This is a genomic window from Cryobacterium sp. TMB1-7 (assembly GCF_004402435.1).
GTDB lineage: Bacteria > Actinomycetota > Actinomycetes > Actinomycetales > Microbacteriaceae > Cryobacterium > Cryobacterium zongtaii.
Map to the genome: position 1 here is coordinate 417,229 of NZ_SOFZ01000029.1, position 18,464 is coordinate 435,692.

General features: G+C 70.1%; 15 protein-coding genes. 12 read left to right on the plus strand and 3 right to left on the minus strand.

Translation table 11 applies throughout. The annotated features are described in order from the left end of the window. Nucleotides 1-30 precede the first annotated feature (30 nt). The 11 genes from E3O60_RS15070 to E3O60_RS15120 all read left to right on the plus strand — a co-directional run bounded on the left by E3O60_RS15070 (nt 31) and on the right by E3O60_RS15120 (nt 11,971). Nucleotides 31-1,833 (plus strand): nitrite/sulfite reductase, encoded by a 1,803-nt coding sequence (locus E3O60_RS15070; RefSeq protein ID WP_134498504.1) that lies wholly within the window; start codon nt 31-33, stop codon nt 1,831-1,833. Next, the gene (locus tag E3O60_RS15075; RefSeq protein ID WP_088456485.1) at nt 1,830-2,555 is read left to right on the plus strand and encodes a phosphoadenylyl-sulfate reductase; all 726 of its coding nucleotides are present in this window, start codon (nt 1,830-1,832) and stop codon (nt 2,553-2,555) included. Before E3O60_RS15070 ends, E3O60_RS15075 begins: the two co-directional genes overlap by 4 nt. Continuing rightward, nucleotides 2,537-3,508 carry a sulfate adenylyltransferase subunit CysD gene (cysD, locus tag E3O60_RS15080; protein ID WP_134498506.1) on the plus strand — a complete coding sequence of 324 codons (972 nt, stop codon included), beginning with the start codon at nt 2,537-2,539 and terminating at the stop codon, nt 3,506-3,508. Before E3O60_RS15075 ends, cysD begins: the two co-directional genes overlap by 19 nt. Further along, nucleotides 3,508-4,881, plus strand: coding sequence for a sulfate adenylyltransferase subunit 1 (locus tag E3O60_RS15085; RefSeq protein WP_134498508.1), 1,374 nt, complete (start codon nt 3,508-3,510; stop codon nt 4,879-4,881). Before cysD ends, E3O60_RS15085 begins: the two co-directional genes overlap by 1 nt. Next, complete coding sequence (locus E3O60_RS15090; protein WP_134498510.1) at nt 4,878-5,951, plus strand: ABC transporter substrate-binding protein; 1,074 nt, start codon at nt 4,878-4,880, stop codon at nt 5,949-5,951. Before E3O60_RS15085 ends, E3O60_RS15090 begins: the two co-directional genes overlap by 4 nt. Before the next feature lie 53 nt (nt 5,952-6,004). After that, nucleotides 6,005-6,745: an ABC transporter ATP-binding protein gene (locus E3O60_RS15095; protein WP_198414946.1), complete on the plus strand. Its 741-nt coding sequence runs from the start codon at nt 6,005-6,007 to the stop codon at nt 6,743-6,745. Next, on the plus strand, nt 6,735-7,655 hold the full coding sequence (locus tag E3O60_RS15100) for an ABC transporter permease (RefSeq protein WP_088456490.1): 921 nt from the start codon (nt 6,735-6,737) through the stop codon (nt 7,653-7,655). Before E3O60_RS15095 ends, E3O60_RS15100 begins: the two co-directional genes overlap by 11 nt. 71 nt (nt 7,656-7,726) lie before the next feature. Continuing rightward, nucleotides 7,727-9,133 carry an FAD-dependent oxidoreductase gene (locus tag E3O60_RS15105; RefSeq protein ID WP_134498512.1) on the plus strand — a complete coding sequence of 469 codons (1,407 nt, stop codon included), beginning with the start codon at nt 7,727-7,729 and terminating at the stop codon, nt 9,131-9,133. Further along, nucleotides 9,130-9,459, plus strand: a complete 330-nt coding sequence (gene fdxA / locus E3O60_RS15110; RefSeq protein ID WP_088456492.1) for a ferredoxin — start codon at nt 9,130-9,132, stop codon at nt 9,457-9,459. The genes E3O60_RS15105 and fdxA overlap by 4 nt, the downstream gene beginning before the upstream one ends. Next, nucleotides 9,452-10,444, plus strand: a complete 993-nt coding sequence (locus tag E3O60_RS15115) for an NAD(P)/FAD-dependent oxidoreductase (RefSeq protein WP_241993284.1) — start codon at nt 9,452-9,454, stop codon at nt 10,442-10,444. Before fdxA ends, E3O60_RS15115 begins: the two co-directional genes overlap by 8 nt. A gap of 114 nt (nt 10,445-10,558) precedes the next feature. Continuing rightward, on the plus strand, nt 10,559-11,971 hold the full coding sequence (locus E3O60_RS15120; protein ID WP_088456494.1) for an FAD-binding oxidoreductase: 1,413 nt from the start codon (nt 10,559-10,561) through the stop codon (nt 11,969-11,971). Between the two features lie 27 nt (nt 11,972-11,998). On the opposite strand, the gene smc is transcribed toward E3O60_RS15120, so the two are convergent. Further along, nucleotides 11,999-15,538 carry a chromosome segregation protein SMC gene (smc, locus tag E3O60_RS15125; protein ID WP_134498516.1) on the minus strand — a complete coding sequence of 1,180 codons (3,540 nt, stop codon included), beginning with the start codon at nt 15,536-15,538 and terminating at the stop codon, nt 11,999-12,001. Between the two features lie 135 nt (nt 15,539-15,673). Between smc and E3O60_RS15130 the strand changes: the two genes are divergently transcribed. Then, nucleotides 15,674-16,795 carry a GNAT family N-acetyltransferase gene (locus E3O60_RS15130; protein ID WP_134480449.1) on the plus strand — a complete coding sequence of 374 codons (1,122 nt, stop codon included), beginning with the start codon at nt 15,674-15,676 and terminating at the stop codon, nt 16,793-16,795. Here E3O60_RS15130 and mutM read toward each other — a convergent pair. Together mutM and rnc are read right to left on the minus strand one after the other, a co-directional pair. Next, nucleotides 16,746-17,720, minus strand: coding sequence for a bifunctional DNA-formamidopyrimidine glycosylase/DNA-(apurinic or apyrimidinic site) lyase (gene mutM / locus E3O60_RS15135; RefSeq protein ID WP_134498518.1), 975 nt, complete (start codon nt 17,718-17,720; stop codon nt 16,746-16,748). The genes E3O60_RS15130 and mutM overlap by 50 nt on opposite strands. 3 nt (nt 17,721-17,723) lie before the next feature. Next, nucleotides 17,724-18,401, minus strand: coding sequence for a ribonuclease III (gene rnc / locus E3O60_RS15140; protein ID WP_088456498.1), 678 nt, complete (start codon nt 18,399-18,401; stop codon nt 17,724-17,726). Between the last annotated feature and the right edge of the window lie 63 nt (nt 18,402-18,464).

The following is an 18,464-nucleotide window of genomic DNA, read 5'->3' on the forward strand; positions in this document are numbered from 1 at the left end:
ACGGAGCGTGACCGGCTGTGACGCCTCGCCATGACGTTGCGGCGCAGGCTCGGTAGATTTCCCAGCACGCCGCGCAGCCTGGCGGAGCAGCGCCCGCGTTCAACGAGGAGGACCTCAGTGCCACAGAGCCAGACCACCCAGCCGCAGACCGAGGCCGGCCATCGTCCGCGACCCGCCTCCCGGCCGAACGGCCAGTGGAAAGTCGACGGCACCGAGCCGCTCAACGGCAACGAGGCCTGGAAGCAAGTAGACAACGGGCTGAACGTGCGCGAGCGGATCGAGAAGATCTATTCCCGAGACGGGTTCGACTCCATCGAAAGCACGGACCTGCACGGCCGGTTCCGTTGGTGGGGCCTCTACACTCAGCGCAAGCCCGGTATCGACGGCGGAAAGACCGCGACCCTCGAACCCCACGAACTCGAAGACGCCTATTTCATGCTGCGGGTGCGCATCGACGGCGGCCAGCTCAGCACCGGCCAGCTGAGGGTCATCGGTCAGATCTCCGAGGAATTCGCCCGGGACACCGCCGATCTCACCGACCGGCAGAACATCCAGCTGCACTGGATCCGGGTCGAGGACGTTCCCGAAATCTGGCGCCGCCTCGAGGCCGTCGGCCTGCAGACCACCGAAGCCTGCGGCGATGTGCCTCGCGTGGTGCTCGGCTCCCCCGTCGCCGGCATCGCCGTCGACGAACTCCTCGACCCGACTGGCACGATCGCCGACATCACGGCGCGGTACATCGGGGTCCCCGAACTCGCGAACCTCCCCCGCAAGTTCAAGACCGCTCTGACCGGGCACCCGAGCCAGGATGTTGTGCACGAGATCAACGACGTCGGCTTCGTCGCCCTGCGGCATCCGGAGCTCGGCCTCGGTTACGACCTCTGGGTGGGTGGCGGCCTCTCGGCCAACCCCCGGCTCGGCGAGCGCCTGGGTGCCTTCGTCTCACCCGAGAAGGTCGCCGACGTGTGGCTCGGCGTTGCCTCCATCTTCCGCGACTACGGGTACCGGCGCCTGCGCAACAAGGCCAGGTTGAAGTTCCTGCTGGCGGACTGGGGGCCGGAGAAATTCCGTCAGGTCCTTGAAGACGAGTATCTGTTCGAGGCACTGCCCGACGGCCCGCCCGCCCCGACGCCGACCCAGCACGGTGACCACATCGGCGTGCACAAGCAGGTCGACGGCCAATTCTACATCGGTGTCACCCCGTTTGTCGGCCGGGTCTCCGGCACCATGCTCACACGACTCGCCGACCTCCTCGAGCAGCACGGCTCCGGGCGGCTGCGCACCACGCCGCACCAGAAACTCGTACTTCTGGACATCCGAGAAGAAGACGTCGAACCGCTCATCACCGCCCTCGACACGCTCGGCCTCGCCGCCCGCCCCAGCCTGTTCCGCCGTACGACCATCGCCTGCACCGGCATCGAGTTCTGCAAGCTCGCCATCGTCGAGACCAAGCAGACCGCGACCGACGCCGTTCTCGAACTCGAGAAACGCTTGGCCGGCATCGACGTGCCGCAACCGATCAGCCTGCACGTGAACGGCTGCCCCAACTCCTGCGCCCGCATCCAGACCGCCGACATCGGCCTCAAAGGCCAGCTCCTCGCCGACGGGAACGGCGGCCAGGTCCCCGGTTTCCAGGTGCACCTCGGCGGGGGCCTGGCCTCCGTCGGCCGCGATGAGGCCGGCCTCGGCCGCACCGTGCGTGGTCTCAAGGTCACCGCAGACGACCTCGCGGACTATGTGGAGCGCATCGTCCTCCGTTTCCTGGCCGACAGGGGTGACACCGAGACCTTCGCGGTCTGGGCGCACCGCGCAAACGAGGAGGCTCTGTTATGAGCAGCACCGGCACTCCCACGAGCACCCGCCGCTCCCCCGACGAGCTGCGCGCCCTGGCCGCGGCCGGCGCTGCCGAGCTGGACGAGGCATCCGCCGACGAGGTCATCGCCTGGGTGGCCCGCAACTTCGGCGCGGAGGCCGCCGCGGTCGCCTGCTCGATGGCCGACGCCGTGCTCCCCCACGCCGTGTCCCGGCGACTGCCCGGCGTTGACGTGCTTTTCCTCGACACCGGCTACCACTTCGCCCAGACCCACGACACCCGGGGCGACGTGGCCAGGCTGCTGCCCGTACGCATAGTCGACGTGCTGCCCGAGCGCACGGTGACCGAGCAGGACGCCGAGCACGGTTCCGAGCTGTTCGCCAGGGACCCGAACCTGTGCTGCGCGCTGCGCAAGGTCGATCCCCTGCACCGGGTGCTCGGTGGCTACGAGGTCTGGTTCACCGGCGTACGCCGCGACGAGGCGCCCACCCGGGCGAACACGCCGCTGATCGCCTGGGACGAACGTAACGGCCTCGTCAAGGTCAATCCGCTCGCCGCCTGGAGCTTCGAGGACATCCTGGACTACGCCGGCACGCACAACGTGCCGATCAATCCGCTGATGGCCCAGGGCTACCCCTCCATCGGCTGCGCGCCGTGCACCAAACCCGTCGCCGAAGGCGACGATCCCCGATCCGGACGCTGGGCCAGCCTGGCGAAGACAGAATGCGGACTCCACCTGTGAACGCTCTCCCCGCCCCCACCATCGACCGCGCCATCGACCGCGCCGCTTCCACCGACAGCACCGGGTTGAGCCAGCTCGACGTGCTCGAGAGCGAGGCGATACACATCATCCGTGAGGTGGTCGTCGAGTTCGAACGCCCCGTGCTGCTGTTCTCCGGCGGCAAGGACTCGGTGGTCGTGCTGCACCTGGCCGCGAAGGCGTTCTGGCCGGGGAAGGTGCCGTTCCCGCTCCTGCACGTGGACACCGGGCACAACTTTCCCGAGGTCCTCGAGTTCCGTGACGAGACCGTGGCCCGTCTGGGTCTCCGCCTCGAGGTGGCCAGGGTGCAGGACTATATCGACGACGGCCGCCTGACGGAACGCGCCGACGGCACCCGCAACCCCCTGCAGACGTTGCCGCTGCTCGACGCGATCGCCGCCGGCCGCCACGACGCCGTCTTCGGCGGTGCCCGCCGCGACGAGGACAAGGCCCGTGCGAAGGAGCGCATCCTCTCGCTCCGCGACGAGTTCGGCCAGTGGGACCCGCGCAACCAGCGCCCCGAACTCTGGAACCTCTACAACGGCCGCCACACTGTGGGCCAGCACGTACGGGCGTTCCCGATCAGCAACTGGACCGAGCTCAACGTCTGGCGTTACATCGAGCGGGAGGGCATCAGGCTGCCCCCGCTGTACTACGCGCACGAGCGCGAGGTCTACCGTCGCGACGGCATGTGGCGCGCCGTCGGCCCGGTCAGCGCCCCGCTGGCCAATGAGACCGTCGTCTCGCGCACGGTCAGGTACCGCACCGTGGGCGACATGAGCTGCACCGGCGCCGTCGACTCCGACGCCGCATCCGTGCAGGACGTCGTACGCGAAATCGCCGTGAGCACCATCACCGAACGCGGCGCGACCCGCGCCGATGACCGGATCTCAGAAGCCGCCATGGAAGATCGCAAGAAGGACGGGTATTTCTAATGACTCAGGTACAGCTCGAACGTTCAGAGGGCACCCTCTTCAGATTCGCGACCGCCGGTTCCGTCGACGACGGCAAGTCCACCCTGGTCGGCCGGCTGCTGCACGATTCGAAGGCGATCCTCGCCGACCAGCTCGACACCGTCACCCGTACCTCCACCGAGCGCGGCTTCGGCGGCGCGGCCGGCGGCATCGATTTTGCGCTGCTCACCGACGGGCTCCGGGCCGAGCGCGAGCAGGGCATCACCATCGACGTCGCCTATCGGTACTTCGCCACCGATCAGCGCTCGTTCATCCTGGCCGATTGCCCCGGCCACGTTCAGTACACCCGCAACATGGTCACCGGCGCCACCACGGCGGATGCCGTCATCATGCTCATCGACGCGCGCAAGGGCGTGCTCGAACAGACTCGCAGGCACTTGTCCGTCGTGAAACTGCTGCGGGTGCCCCACATCGTCATCGCGGTGAACAAGATCGATCTGCAGGATTACGACGAGGCCGCGTTCGGCGCTGTCGCCGCGGCCGTGCGCCGGGTCACCGACGAGCTGGGGTTGGGCGCTGTGCACGTCATCCCGGTTTCGGCCCTCGTGGGCGACAACGTCGTCGAGAGGTCGCCGAACACGCCCTGGTACGACGGCCCGAGCCTGCTCGAGCTGTTGGAGACCCTGCCCGCCGCTGACGACGTCGCCACGAATGTGGAGTCGTTCAGGCTGCCGGTGCAGCTCGTGCTGCGCCCCCAGGGCGCCGTCGCCGTTGCGCCGGAAGACGCCGCGGACTACCGCGACTACCGGGCGTACGCCGGCCAGGTGGCGTCAGGAACCGTGCGGGTGGGCGACACCGTCACGGTGACCCCCGGCGGCGCCAGCACCGTCGTGACCGGCATCGACTTCGCCGGAATCGCACTCGACGAGGCCGTGGCACCGCAGTCGGTCGCCCTGCGGCTGCGCGACGACCTCGACATCGCCCGCGGCGCCGTCATCGGCACGGCCGGCACCATGCCCGAACCCGTGAAGGAGCTGGCCGCCGACCTGTTCTGGCTCGACCCCCGGGCCCTGCGGCCCGGCGCCCGGGTGCTGGTCAAGTTCGGCACGCACACCGTGCAGGCCATCGTCGGAACCATCACCGGCCGGCTCAACCTGGACACCCTGGACCTCGAAGTCGCTCCAGCGCTCGAGATCAACGACATCGGACAGGTCACCGTGCGGCTGTCCGCCGCCCTCCCGGTGGAAACCTACGCGGCGAACCGAAGAGCCGGCGCGTTCCTGGTGATCCAGCCGCAGGATGGCGCGACACTGGCCGCCGGAATCGTGACGGCTGCCGGGACCAATGCCAGGACGGTTGCCGGGACTGCTGCCGGAACCGGAGGGCAGGCATGAGCGCCCGCACTGCCCGTCCGGCCGGCCGCCTCCTGTTGGCCGCCGCCCTGATTCCAGTGCTGCTGGGCGGATGCTCCGTCTCCCGCAGTGCCGCGGAACCGGCCGGGCCGGCCGCCGAGCTCCGATTGGGCTACTTCGACAACGTCACCCACGCCCCGGCACTGGTCGGGCTGGATCAGGGGCTGCTGGCGGATGCGCTCGGCAACACCACGCTGACCACCCAGGTCTTCGGCGCCGGCCCCGCCGCCATCGAAGCCCTCAGCGCCGGGGCCATCGACGCGGCCTACCTGGGCCCCAACCCCGCGGTGAACAGTTTTGTGCAGAGCGCCGGCCAGTCGGTTCGGATCGTGGCCGGGGCCACCAGCGGCGGGGCCGCGCTGGTCGTGCGACCCGGAATCACCGACGCGAGCGACCTGGCTGGAACCACGATCGCCAGCCCGCAGTTGGGCAACACGCAGGATGTCGCGCTGCGCTCCTGGCTCGGCGAGCAGGGCTACTCGACAAGCACCACCGGCGGCGACGTCGACGTGGATATCGCCCCGACCGACAACGCCCAGGCCCTCACCCTCTTCCAGAGCGGCAAGATCGACGGCGCGTGGCTCCCCGAACCCTGGGTGTCCAGGTTCATCCTCGAGGCCGGTGCCACCGTCCTCGTCGATGAGGCCTCGCTCTGGCCGGACGGCGCGTTCCCGACCACGGTGCTGGTGGTGGGGACCGACTTCCTGGCCGCGCATCCGGAAACCGTGCAGGATCTCGTCGCCGGCCACACGGCATCAGTCGACTGGCTCACCGCCAACCCCGACCAGGCCGCCGCCGCGATCAACCGCACCCTCGTTGCGGACACCGGAACGCCGCTGCCGGACGCAGTTCTCGCCCGCGCCCTCACCGGCGTGACGTTCACGACCGACCCGCTCGCGGCGGCCTTCCCTCCATTGCTGCAGGCCGGAGTCGACGTCGGCACCGCCAAAACCGGGAGCCTGGACGGGCTCTTCGACCTGGCACCGCTGAACAGGGTCCTCACGGCGGCCGGCGGGCAACCGGTCTCCGCTGCCGGGCTCGGAACCGAGTAATCGTGCAGACCGTCACCGACACGCCCCAGGCACCGACCACGCAGCCTCTCGGTGTGACTCCGGCAATCCGCATCGACTCACTCGGCAAACGGTTCGGACCGACCGGCCCTGTCGTTCTGGACAACATCACCCTCACCGTGGCAACCGGCGAGTTCCTCTGCCTGCTCGGCGCCTCCGGCTGCGGCAAATCCACCCTGCTCAACATCATCGCCGGTCTCGAACACCCGACCGAGGGCACGGTCACCGTGACCAGCGGCAACGCGGCGGTGATGTTCCAGGAGTCGGCGCTCTTCCCGTGGCTGACCGCCGGACGCAACGTCGAACTCGCTCTCAAGCTCCGGGGGGTGCCCAGATCCCAGCGCCGCGCCCAGGCCCTGGAGCTGCTCGACCTCGTCAACCTCGCCGATGCCGCCCAGAAACGCCCGCACGAGCTCTCCGGCGGCATGCGCCAGCGAGTGGCCCTGGCCAGGGCCCTCGCCCAGGACCGCAAGGTCCTACTGATGGACGAACCCTTCGCGGCCCTCGACGCCATCACCCGGGACCTGCTGCACGAGGAACTGGAGCGGGTCTGGCGGGAGACCGGCCGCACCATCATCTTCGTCACCCACAACGTGCGCGAGGCCGCCCGGCTCGGCCAGCGGGTGGTGCTCATGTCCTCTCGCCCGGGCCGCATCGCCAACGAATGGCGCATCGACGACACCGGGACCCGGCGGATCGAGTCCCCCGAGGTGTCCCGCCTGGCCATCGAGATCACCGACCAGCTACGAGAGGAGATCCGCCGCAATGCTGCCTGACACCAAGCTGCACAGTTCTTCCGCCGCGCCCCGCAGCGTCGGTGATCACGACGAGCTCCGACGCCTCGAATCAGGTTTGGACGCCCTCCAGACCGTGCCCTTGACCGAGAAGGGCCGCTGGCGCCGGTTTCTCGGCGGGGTGCTGCCACCGGTCCTGCTGGTGGTGGCGCTGATCGTGGCCTGGCAGTTCTACACCGTGATCGCCCAGCCCCGACCCGACCTGGCACCGGGCCCGGTGAACGTGGCCGGGTCGCTTGTCGAGCAGTGGAACGACGGCCGACTGCAGCAGGCGGTTCTCACCAGCCTGTCCCGCGGCGGAGCCGGCTTCCTCATCGCCGTCGCGATCGGTACACCGCTCGGGCTGCTGCTGGCCGAGTGGCGGCTGCTCCGGCGTGCCCTCGGGCCGCTCCTGTCCGGTCTGCAGGTGCTGCCGTCCGTGGCCTGGGTGCCCGCCGCGATCATCTGGTTCGGCCTGACCGACGCCACCGTCTACTTCGTGGTGCTGATGGGCGCTGTCCCGTCGATCGCGAACGGGCTGGTCTCCGGCATCGACCAGGTTCCCCCGCAGCTGCGCAAGGTCGGCACCGTGCTGGGCGCCTCCCGCATCGAACTCGCCACCCTGGTCGTGCTCCCGGCCGCCCTGCCCGGGTACTTCTCCGGGCTCAAACAGGGGTGGGCCTTCGCCTGGCGGTCCCTGATGGCTGCGGAGATCATCGTGGTAGGCGGCTCGATCGGATTCGGGCTCGGCACCATGCTGCAGCAGAGCCGGGAACTCGCCGACCTTTCCGCGGTGCTCGCGACCATCCTGGTCATCCTCGCCGTGGGCATTCTGGTGGAACTGACCGCCTTCGCCCCGCTCGAGCGCCGGCTCCTGCGCCGCCGTGGCCTCACCCCCGGCGCGCGCCGGTAGGCGAACCAGGACCCACCGATTCACCCCACCCCGTCACGCACGTCCGACCCCGCTCTTTCGAAAGGCCACTCATGACCCGGACGCCCTCCGCGCCCCAGCCACTGCGCGTCGCCATCATCGGCGCCGGCCCCGCCGGCATCTACGCCGGCAACATCCTCGGCACGGCCGTGCGGGCGACCGGCGGTGAGGTCGGCATCGACCTGTTCGACACCCTGCCCGCCCCCTACGGCCTGATCCGCTACGGCGTGGCCCCCGACCATCCCCGCATCAAGGGCATCGTCACCTCCCTGCACGAGATGCTCGATGCCGGGACCATCAGGTTCCTCGGCAACGTGGGCTACGGCACCGACCTGAGCCTGGCCGACCTGCGCCGGCACTACCACGCCGTCATCTTCGCCACCGGGGCGATCCGCGACGCCGACCTGCCGATCCCCGGCATCACCCTGCCCGGATCCTACGGAGCGGCCGACTTCGTCTCGTGGTTCGACGGGCATCCGGATGTGCCGCGGGACTGGCCGCTGGACGCCACCGACATCGCGGTGATCGGCAACGGCAACGTGGCCCTCGACGTGGCGCGGATGCTGGCCAAGCACCCCGCCGACCTGCTCAGCACCGACATCCCCGCCAACGTGCACGACGGCCTGGCGGGCTCGCCGGTCACCGACGTGCACGTCTTCGGCCGGCGCGGTCCCGGCCAGGTGAAGTTCACCCCGATAGAGCTGCGCGAACTCGGCGATATCCCCGACGTCGACGTGATCGTCTACGAGGAGGACTTCCCCAGGGACGCCGACTCCGAGGCGCGCCTGGCCGCATCCAGCAACCAGGTCAAGGTGATGAGCCGCACCCTGTACGGCTGGCTCACCCGGGAGCCCACCGGAGCGTCCCGGCGGTTGCACCTGCACTTCCTGCACAGCCCGGTAGAGGTCTACGGCACCGACAGAGTCGAGGGGATGCGCTTCGAACGCACCACGCCGACCGGCGACGGGGGCGTGCGCGGCACCGGGCAGATCCTCGACTACCCGCTGCAGGCCGTCTACCGCGCGGTCGGCTACCGCGGCAGCGCGCTGCCCGATGTGCCCTTCGACGACGCCCGCGGCGTCATCACCAGCGACGAAGGCCGCGTCATCGACGAGCACGGCACGCCCCTGCCCGGGCTCTACACCACGGGCTGGATCAAGCGTGGCCCGGTCGGGCTGATCGGCCACACCAAGGGCGACGCACTGGAGACGATCACCCACCTGGTCGAGGACCTGGCACTGCTGCCTGAACCGGCCGACCCCGCCCAGGACGCCGTCCTGCGACTGCTCGGCGAGCGCGGCATCCGCTACACCACCTGGCCCGGCTGGCTGGCCCTGGACGCCCACGAACGGGCCCTCGGCGATGCCGACCTGTCGGAGGTGACCCGGGAACGGGTGAAGGTCGTGCCCCGCGACGAGCAGGTGCTGATCGCCGCCGAAGTCTCGCTGGTGTCCTCGTGACCTATGTCATCGCGCTGCCTTGCGTGGACGTGAAGGATCGCGCCTGCGTCGACGAGTGCCCGGTCGACTGCATCTACGAGGGCGAACGGTCCCTGTACATCCACCCCGACGAGTGTGTCGACTGCGGCGCCTGCGAACCGGTCTGCCCGGTGGAGGCCATCTACTACGAGGACGACCTGCCCGAAGCCTGGTCCGACTATTACCGGGCCAATGTGGACTTCTTCGTCGAGCTCGGCTCCCCCGGCGGCGCCGCGAAAACCGGTGTGCTCGGCTACGACCACCCGGTCATCGCCGAGCTGCCTCGCCAGGGCGCACTCGGTGGCTGAGGCCCTGGAGCACGACGACCAGGACCGCTACGACTGCGTCGTGATCGGCGCCGGTCCGGCCGGCCTCTCGGCGGCGCTGAACCTGAGCAGGGCCCGCCTCACCGTGCTCGTCATCGACAGCGACCGGCCCCGGAACGCGGCGACCATGATCTCGCACGGCTTCCTCACCAGGGACGGGGTCCCTCCGCACGAGCTGCGCCGGCTGGCCAGGGCAGAGGTCGAGGGCTATCCAGGCGCCCAGATCTTGCGGCGTACCTCGGTGCGCGCGGTCCGGCGAACCCGCGAGCTGTCCGAGGAGGACGACTCGCACCCGTTCGCCGTGACGCTCGGAAGCCCGTCAAGTGCCGGTCGAACCGTGGCCAGCCGCGCGGTGCTCGTGGCCACCGGGCTGCGCGAGACGCTTCCGGATGTTCCCAACATCCGCGGGTTCTATGGCATGAGCCTGTTCAGCTGCGCCGCCTGCGACGGCTACGAGCTGGGTGATCAACCGCTGGCCCTGATCGGCGAGACCGAGGACCTGTTCGCCCGGGCGCTCCTGGTCTCCCAGTGGACCCGCACGCTGACGGTGTTCACCAACGGCGCACTCTTCAGCGACGAGACCGGCGCCGTCTCCGCCGGCCAGGAACGGGCGCTGCGCGGGCGCGGCATCAGCGTCGAACGACGCCGCATCACCGACCTCGAAGGCGACCGGGGGCGGCTCGCCTCGGTGCGGGTGTCTGGCGGTGACCGGATCCCGGTCACCGGCGGGTTCGTGCGGCCGCTCTGGCATCCCGCCGTGGAGTTCCTGACCGGGCTGAACGTCGCCGGGGACGCGCACGCCCAGTTGCTCACCGACCGCAACGGGCGCACCAGCGTGCCGGGGCTCTACGCCGCCGGGGACGTCGCGGCGCCCGGACCCCAGCAGCTGATCGTGGCGGCCGGCGCCGGTGCCCGCACGGCCGCGATCATCAGCCAGGACCTGCTGGGGGTAAGCACCGCACACTGACAGGTGCACCGGCGCCCGGGGTGGCGGGCCGCCGCGGTGCTGGGTATCGTCACGGTAGTCGCCGCGCGGGTCGGCCTTGCGTCGGTGAAAGCATCGCCCGTCGAAAGGACGCCCATGAGCACCCCACCACAGCCCATGCAATCGCCGGCGTCCGGCGCGCATCCTGCCCTCATCGCCCTCAGCGGGATTCTCGAAGGCGCTCTGGTGCTGCCCGGCGAAGCAGGCTGGGACGACGCCCGCGCCCCGTGGAACCTCGCCGTCGACCAGCAGCCGAGCGCCGTCGTGCGGCCGCGCTCTGTGCGCGACCTCAGGCAGGTCATCGTCGCGGCCAGGGAGGCCGGCCTGGGAGTGACCGTGCAGCCGCGGGGGCATGGCGCCGCCGCCGACCTCGCCGGCCAGATCCTCGTGCGCACCAGTGCCTTCGACGAGGTCACCGTGAATGTCGTCGCCCGGTTCGCACGCGTCGGCGCCGGCGTGCCCTGGGTCACCCTGCTCAACCGTCTCGACGGCACCGGCCTGATCGCTCTGGCCGGCACCAACCCCGACGTCAGCGTCACGGGGTACCTGCTCTCCGGCGGGCACTCCTGGTTCAGCCGGTGGCAGGGGCTGGCCGCGCACTCGATTCGAGCCGTCGAGCTGATCGACGCCACCGGGGTGCTGCGCCGCGTCACCAAAGACAGCGACCCGGATCTGCTCTGGGGCCTGCGAGGCGCCGGCGGGCTTTTCGGCGTGGTGACCGCCCTGGAGATCGAGCTGTACCCGGCGGCCGACCTCTTCGGCGGCAAGATCCTGTTTCCCGCCGAATCGGCCGAGGTGGTCTTCGGAGCCGCGGCCGACATCCTGCTGGATGCGCCGCCGGAACTGAGCCTGTTCCTGGGCCTGATCAACCTGCCCGACGTCGAGCAGGTGCCCGAGCTTCTGCGCGGGCGGAGCTTCACCCAGGTTGATGCGGTTTTTGTGGGGTCGGAAGCGGCGGGGAGCGCCCTGCTCGCTCCGCTCGTGTCGATCGCCCCGGTCATCGCCAACCTGTGCCGGCCGTTCTCGATCGGCCAGCTGGGCGAGGTATCCGGTGAACCGCAGGAGCCCTCGGCGACGCTGGACTGGTCCAGGACCGTCAGCGATCTCGACACCGCCACCATCGCGAGCCTCGTCGAGGCGTTCCACACCGCGAGCTACGCCGGACTGTCCCTGCTGCAGCTGCGCCCGCTGGGCGGGTTGATCGGCGACCCGACGGTCGGCGCCGACGGAGTCGTCGGCCACCTCGACGCCGGGTTCATGCTCTTCGCGGCGGCGATCCTGCCGCCGGGCGCGCCGGTTCCGGCCGCCTCCGACCGCCATCTGGTGTTCCAGCCGCTGGAGGACACCGTGCATGCCGTGGGTGTGCCCCGCATCGTGCCGACGATGCTCGCGGCCGGCCAGGATCTGGGCGTGGCGTTCACGCCGGAGGATCTGCAACGCCTGGCCGGGATCAAGGCGAGGGTCGACCCGGAGAACCTGTTCCGCAGCAACCGGCCGCTGCCGGCCTAGCCGAGACGTAGCGACACGAGACGTGGCTCAGGACGCCTGTTCCGTCTCACGCACGATGCGCTGGCCGACCACAGCGGACACTCCGTCCTGCCGCATCGAGACGCCGTACAGCGCATCCGCGATTTCCATGGTGCGCTTCTGGTGGGTGATGACGATGAGCTGGCTGGTGGCCCGCAGATCCTCGAAGATGGTCAGCAGCCGGCCCAGATTCGCGTCGTCCAGCGCGGCCTCGACCTCGTCCATGATGTAGAACGGGCTCGGCCTGGCCTTGAAGATCGCGATGAGCAGGGCCACAGCGGCCAGCGACCGTTCGCCGCCGGAGAGCAGCGACAGCCGCTCGATCTTCTTGCCCGCCGGCTTCACCGACACCTCTATCCCGGTGGTGAGCATGTTCGCGGGGTCGGTGAGCTGGATGCTGCCGCTGCCACCGGGGAACAGCACCGGGAACACCTCGGCGAAGGCCGCCTGGGTGTCTTCGAAAGCGCTGGCGAAAATGGTCCCCATCTTCACGTCGATGTCCTCGATGATGGTAATCAGATCGGCCCTGGTGGTGGTGAGGTCGGTGAGCTGCTCGGTGAGGAATAGGTGGCGTTGTTCCAGCGCCGCGAATTCCTCGAGCGCGAGCGGGTTGATCCGCCCCAGACGGGCATACTTGCGTTCGGCGGCCGCCAGGCGCGCCCGCTGCTCCTCCCGGTCGTACGGCGTGGCCGATGAGGCCTCGCCGTCGGCGGGCACGAGCTGGTCCGGGCCGTATTCGCCGACGAGGACGTCCTCCACCAGGCCCAGTTCGCTGGCGGCGCGCTCGAGAAGCGCCGACAACTGCAGTTTTTTCTCGTAGATCGCCAGTTCGAGGCCGTGTACGTTTTCCGTGATGGCCTGCAACCGGCTGCGCAGTTCGCTCTCGGCCCGACGGAGGGTGCTCAGCTCGTCGTTCTGGCTGGTCCGTTCGGCCTCGGCGACGGCCAGCCGCTGCCGCGCCTGGGCCACGGCGACGTCGACCGACGCGAGCACCGCCGGCAGCGCGTCGGCAACGGCGGATGCTGCATCCACCTGCCGGCGGCGGAGAACGGCCCGGCGGGCGGCGGCGTCCGCCTCGGCCCGGTCGGATTCGAGTTGCCGGGTCAGGGAGAGAACGCGGGCCTGGCCGCCACGCAGGCGCTCTTTGGCGGTATCCACCTGCAGACGCGACTCGATCTCGGTCTCCCTGGCCCGCTCGAGTTCTGCGTACAGGGCGTCGCGGGCGGTGACGTCGAGGATGGGCCGCGGCGTGGAGCGTCTGATGTCCAGAGCGGCGGCTGCTTTCCTGGCGGCGTTCTCGGCCTCGGCGACTCCTGAGGCGGCGAGCTCGGCCGCGGCCGACAGCCTGTCAAATTCCGCGGCCGCGGCGTCGACCTGCACGGTCAGTCGGTTGCGCCGGTCCGCGCGGGCGGCCGCCAGGGTGTTGTGCTCGCGGAGCCGGGCCTGGGCCGACCTGGACCGGTCCCGAGCGCCGGCCAGGAGGGTGCGCTGTTCGCCGAGATCGCCGGAGACGATGCCGAGCAGGCTCGTCACCTCGGCCAGTCGGTGCGCGGCCTCGTCACGTTCGGTGACGAGTTCCAGTTTGCTGGGGGCGGCACCGGAGCCGCCGCGCAACGCGTGGGCGGTGAGCACATCCCCCGCGCGGGTGATGATGGTGGCTGTCGATCCCTGCCCGGACGAGGCCAGGGCATCGGATGCCGCGACGGCGGCGGTCAGATCGTCGACGATGAGGGTGCCCTCGAGCAGCCCGAGCACGCCGGGCGGTGCGTCGACGACGGTGTGCGCGGCCACGACTCCCGGCAGGCCGGAGAGGTCCGGTTGAGCAGCAGACCCGGCGGACCCGGCGTCGGCGGCCCCGGCGAGCACCAGTTCCACCCGGCCGAGGTGCAGCGCGTCTGCGTGTCCGACCGCGGCGACCGCGGCATCCCGGTCATCGGCGGCCACGGCATCGGCGAGGGAGCCGAGCGCCGCCGCGACGGCGCGCTCGAAACCGGGGCGCACGCTCATGACCTCGGCGACCAGACCGCGGATGCCGGCCAGGTCGGCTTCGAGGAGGGCCGAGGAACCGTCTTTTTGGCCGAGTGCCAGGGTGAGGGCGCTCGTGCGGGCCGCCAGCGCATCCCGTTCCCGCTCCTGGCCGTGCAGGAGCTCGCGGAGCCGCTCGATCTCGGCCTCGGCCTGCGACACCTCGGCCTGGGCTAGGTCCACGACCTCGTCGAGGTCGACATCGTTCGCCGCGTCGTCGGCGTCCTCGTCGAGGTCGGCCAGCTGCTGGCGGGATGCGGCGAGTCGATCGCGGGCGGAGTCGAGGGCATCCTGCTGGCGCAGCACCTCCCCGCGCACAGCGGCCAATCGGGACGCCGCGGTGTCGGACTCGCCGGCGAGCTGGGACACCTCGAGGTCATGACGGGAGACGAGGGCGGACTGTGCTGCGATCTCGTCGTCGACGGCGTCCAAGTCGCGGCGCACCGAGGCCGTCGTGGTGCGTGCCCTGGCCCAGGCGTCCTCGGCCGTCGCGATGCCCGCCCGCAGGCGGTCCACTTCCGCCGCGGCATCCTCGACCCGCTGCGGGGTGACGCTCGCGGCCCGTTCGACAGGTTCAGCCTGGGTGCCCAGCAGGGCGAGCCGCTGGTTGGCGAGGGTGTACAGCCCGCGCAGCCGTTCCTGGGCGGATTCAAGGGCGAACGCCGTGCGCCGGGCGATGTCCACAGCATCGCCTACCTGCGCGTCCTCCAGCCGGCGCACCCGCACCTGGTTGTGGTCGAGCTGTTCCTGGACCACCAGGCGTTCGGAGTGCCGTTCGCTTTCGGTGCGGCCGTGGGCGTCAAGGGCCCTGCGCAGCACGATCACATCATCGGCGAGCAGCCGCGCCCGCGCGTCCCGCACGGTGGCGGCGATCTGCTGGGCCTGCCTGGCCACCTGAGCCTGTTGGCCGAGCGGCTTGAGCTGCCGGCGGATCTCCCCGGCGAGGTCGCTGAGCCTGGTGAGGTTGGTCTGCATGGCCTCGAGCTTCCGCACGGTCTTTTCCTTGCGGCGACGGTGCTTGAGGATTCCGGCGGCTTCCTCGATGAAACCGCGGCGTTCCTCCGGGCTGGCGCGCAGCACGGCATCCAACTGGCCCTGGCCGACGATGACGTGCATCTCCCGGCCGAGACCGGAGTCGCTGAGCAGCTCCTGCACGTCGAGCAGCCGGCAGGTGCGGCCGTTGATGGCGTACTCGCTGCCGCCGTTGCGAAACAGGGTGCGCGAGATGGTCACCTCGGCGTATTCGATGGGCAACGCCCCGTCGCTGTTGTCGATCGACAGGATCACCTCGGCGCGGCCAAGCGGTCCCCTGGTGGAGGTGCCGGCGAAGATGACGTCCTCCATCTTGCCGCCACGGAGCGTCTTCACCCCCTGCTCGCCCATCACCCAGGCCAGGGCGTCAACGACGTTGGACTTGCCGGAGCCGTTGGGACCCACGACGCAGGTGACGCCGGGTTCGAACGCGAAGGTCGTCGACTGCGCGAAGGACTTGAAACCTTTGAGGGTGAGGCTCTTCAGGTACAACCCGCTCGTCCTTCCCGCTAAAGTGTCTGACTCAGTCCACGGTACCGGACCGCCGCTCGTTTACTGGGATCTGACCGCCTCGAGATCCCCCGGGAGTGTGTCAGTTCCGCGACACCGGGTCTAGGCTCTGCGGACATGGAGAGTCATTCGTTGGGCATCGATGAATTGAGCGTTCCGGCGGCGCCCGGCGCGACGGGTTGGCCGGAGTTCGTCGCGGCCGTCGACGTGCGCAACCGGGTGGAGGCCCACGCGTACGGCACCGGTGAGCTGGCCCAGTCGGCGGAGGAACTGCTGCCGGGCTACCTCACCCCCGAGCACTCTCCTCGTCGGATGTTCGTGGCCCGCGTCGCGGGGGCGATCGTGGGCCGGGCCGCCTACGAGACGCAGGCGGACCCGTCGTCGGAGTTCGCCTGGTTCACCGTCGAGGTCCTGCCCGAATGGCGGGGCCGGGGCATCGGCAGCGCACTGTTGGACGTCCTGGAGACCCTGGCCGCCGCCGAGCACCGCAGCAGCAGGGTGATCTACGCGGTTTCCCCGCCCGGCCCCGGCGAACGCCTCGTCCCGCCCACGGGTTTCGGATCGGTGCCGCTGGCCAACCCCGAGGTGCGTTTTCTGCTGCACAGGGGGTACCGGCTCGAGCAGGTGGAACGCGGCAGCCGGCTGCAATTGCCGGTGGACCCCGCCGTCCTCGCCCGGCAGCTCAGGGAGGCGGCGGCCCGCGCCGGCGAGGATTATGCGTTGCTGTCCTGGACCGGGCGCACCCCGGAGCGCTGGCTCGAGGACATGGCCCTGCTGTACACCCGCATGTCGACGGATGCCCCGACGGCGGGTCTGGAAGAGCCTGAAGACGTGTGGAGCGTGGAGCGGCTACGCAGCGAACAGGACGCGTACGCGGCAGGCCCTGGCCGGACGCTGGTGACCGCTGTCCTGCACCGGCCCAGCGGTCGCCTGGCCGGTTTCACCGAGCTGTCGGTGCCCGGCGACACCAGCCGGGCCGTGACCCAGGAGGACACACTGGTGCTTCGGGAACACCGCGGACACCGGCTCGGCATGCTCATGAAGCTGGCCAATCTGCAAAGCCTGGCCCGTGAGCATCCCCGGCATCCGGCGGTGACCACGTTCAACGCCGAAGAGAACCGCTACATGCTCGACGTCAACGAGGCGCTCGGTTTCGTTCCGATGGGCTACGAGGGTGCCTGGCGGAAGGTCAGCGCAGCCGCTGACAGCGCGGGCAGTAGTGCGACGAGCGGTTCATGAATTTGACCCGCACGAGGTCGGTGCCGCAGCGGGGGCAGGGCTTGCCGTGTTGCCCGTAGGCGTTGAGGCTGTGCGCGAAGTAGCCGGACTGGCCGTTGACGTTCACGTACTGGGCGTCGAAGCTGGTGCCGCCCTCGGCCAACGCCCGCAGCAGAATCGCGCGGACGGCGGTGAGTAGGCGGCGGGCGCTCGCCGCGGACAGCGTCGCGGCCGGCTGGTCGAAGTGCACCCGGGCGTCGAAGAGTGCCTCGTCCGCATAGATGTTGCCGATCCCGCTGACGACCTGCTGGTCGAGCAACACCCGTTTGATGCCTGACCTGGTGCGGGCCAGCGCTCGGTAGAAGGCCGGGGCGGAGAACGCCGGGTCGAGCGGGTCCCGGCCGATGTGCGCCACCTGGCTGGGGATGAGGCCGGACCAGGCCGGGAGCGCATCCGCGGTACCGGTGGTTGGCCGGCCTGGGGCCATGCCGGGCCCTGCGTAACCGGCCGACCGGCCGTCGTCGGTGGCCTGCATCGTGTCGACGGCCATGCTGCCGAAGATGCGCTGGTCCACGAAGTGCAGGGCCAGTTCACCGTGTTCGGGGTTCTGCAGGGTTAGGCGGATGCGCAGCAGCTTTTCCGGGGTCTCACCCGGGGTACGCAACAGCACCTGTCCGCTCATCCCGAGGTGGGCCACGATGGCCCGGCGCGCGCCCGACCCCGGCGCCTCCCCCGGTGCGACGGCCAGCGGGAACCAGAGGAACTTGCCCCGGCGCACGGCGGCCTCGATCCGGGCGCCGGTCACCAGCGCTTCGAAATCGCCGAGCGCGCGGTCGTGGCGACGAAGGGACCTCTCGTCGAAGATTTCGACACCCGTGATCGCGGCGCCGGACACGGCGGTTTCCAGGCCGGTCCGCACGACCTCGACTTCGGGAAGTTCAGGCACGTGTCAGCGGCGCACGGCACGCAGGCGGGTCCACGCCTCAAGCGCCGCGGCCATCTCGGCATGCTTCTTGCTGGTGCCCTCGCCGGTGGCCGTCACGGCGGTGCCGACACTCACGGTGGCCACGAAGACTTTGGAGTGGTCCGGTCCGCTTTCGGCGACGGTGTACACCGGAACTCCGGCTCCCAACCGCGCGGCGGCTTCCTGCAGGCTGGTCTTGGGGTCCATCGAGATCCCGAAGTGGCCGGGGTCCGCCAGCATGGGCTGCAACAGCCGCATGACAAAACGCGTCGCGGAGTCCACGCCGGTGTCGAGGTAGACCGCGCCGATGAGCGCCTCGACGGTGTCGGCCAGGATCGACGACTTGTCGCGGCCACCGGTGAGGGTTTCCCCACGTCCGAGGCGCACAAAACGACCCAAGCCGATACCGCGGGCGATTTCGGACAGGGCGGCCGTGGACACCAGGCTGGCCCGGCGCTTGGCAAGGTCGCCCTCCGGCAGCTGCGGGTAATCGCGGTACAGCATCACGGTCACCGCCTGGCCCAGAATCGAGTCGCCCAGAAATTCCAGGCGTTCGTTCGTGGGCAAGCCACCGTTCTCGTACGCGTATGAGCGGTGTGTCAACGCGAGTTCGAGAAGACCGGCGTCGACCTGCACGCCAAGAATCTCCTGCAGGGCCGCCATCGGATTCTCCGGCGCCCCTGTCGGTCCCCGGGCAGCAGAAACTCCTGCAGCAGAGACCGCTGC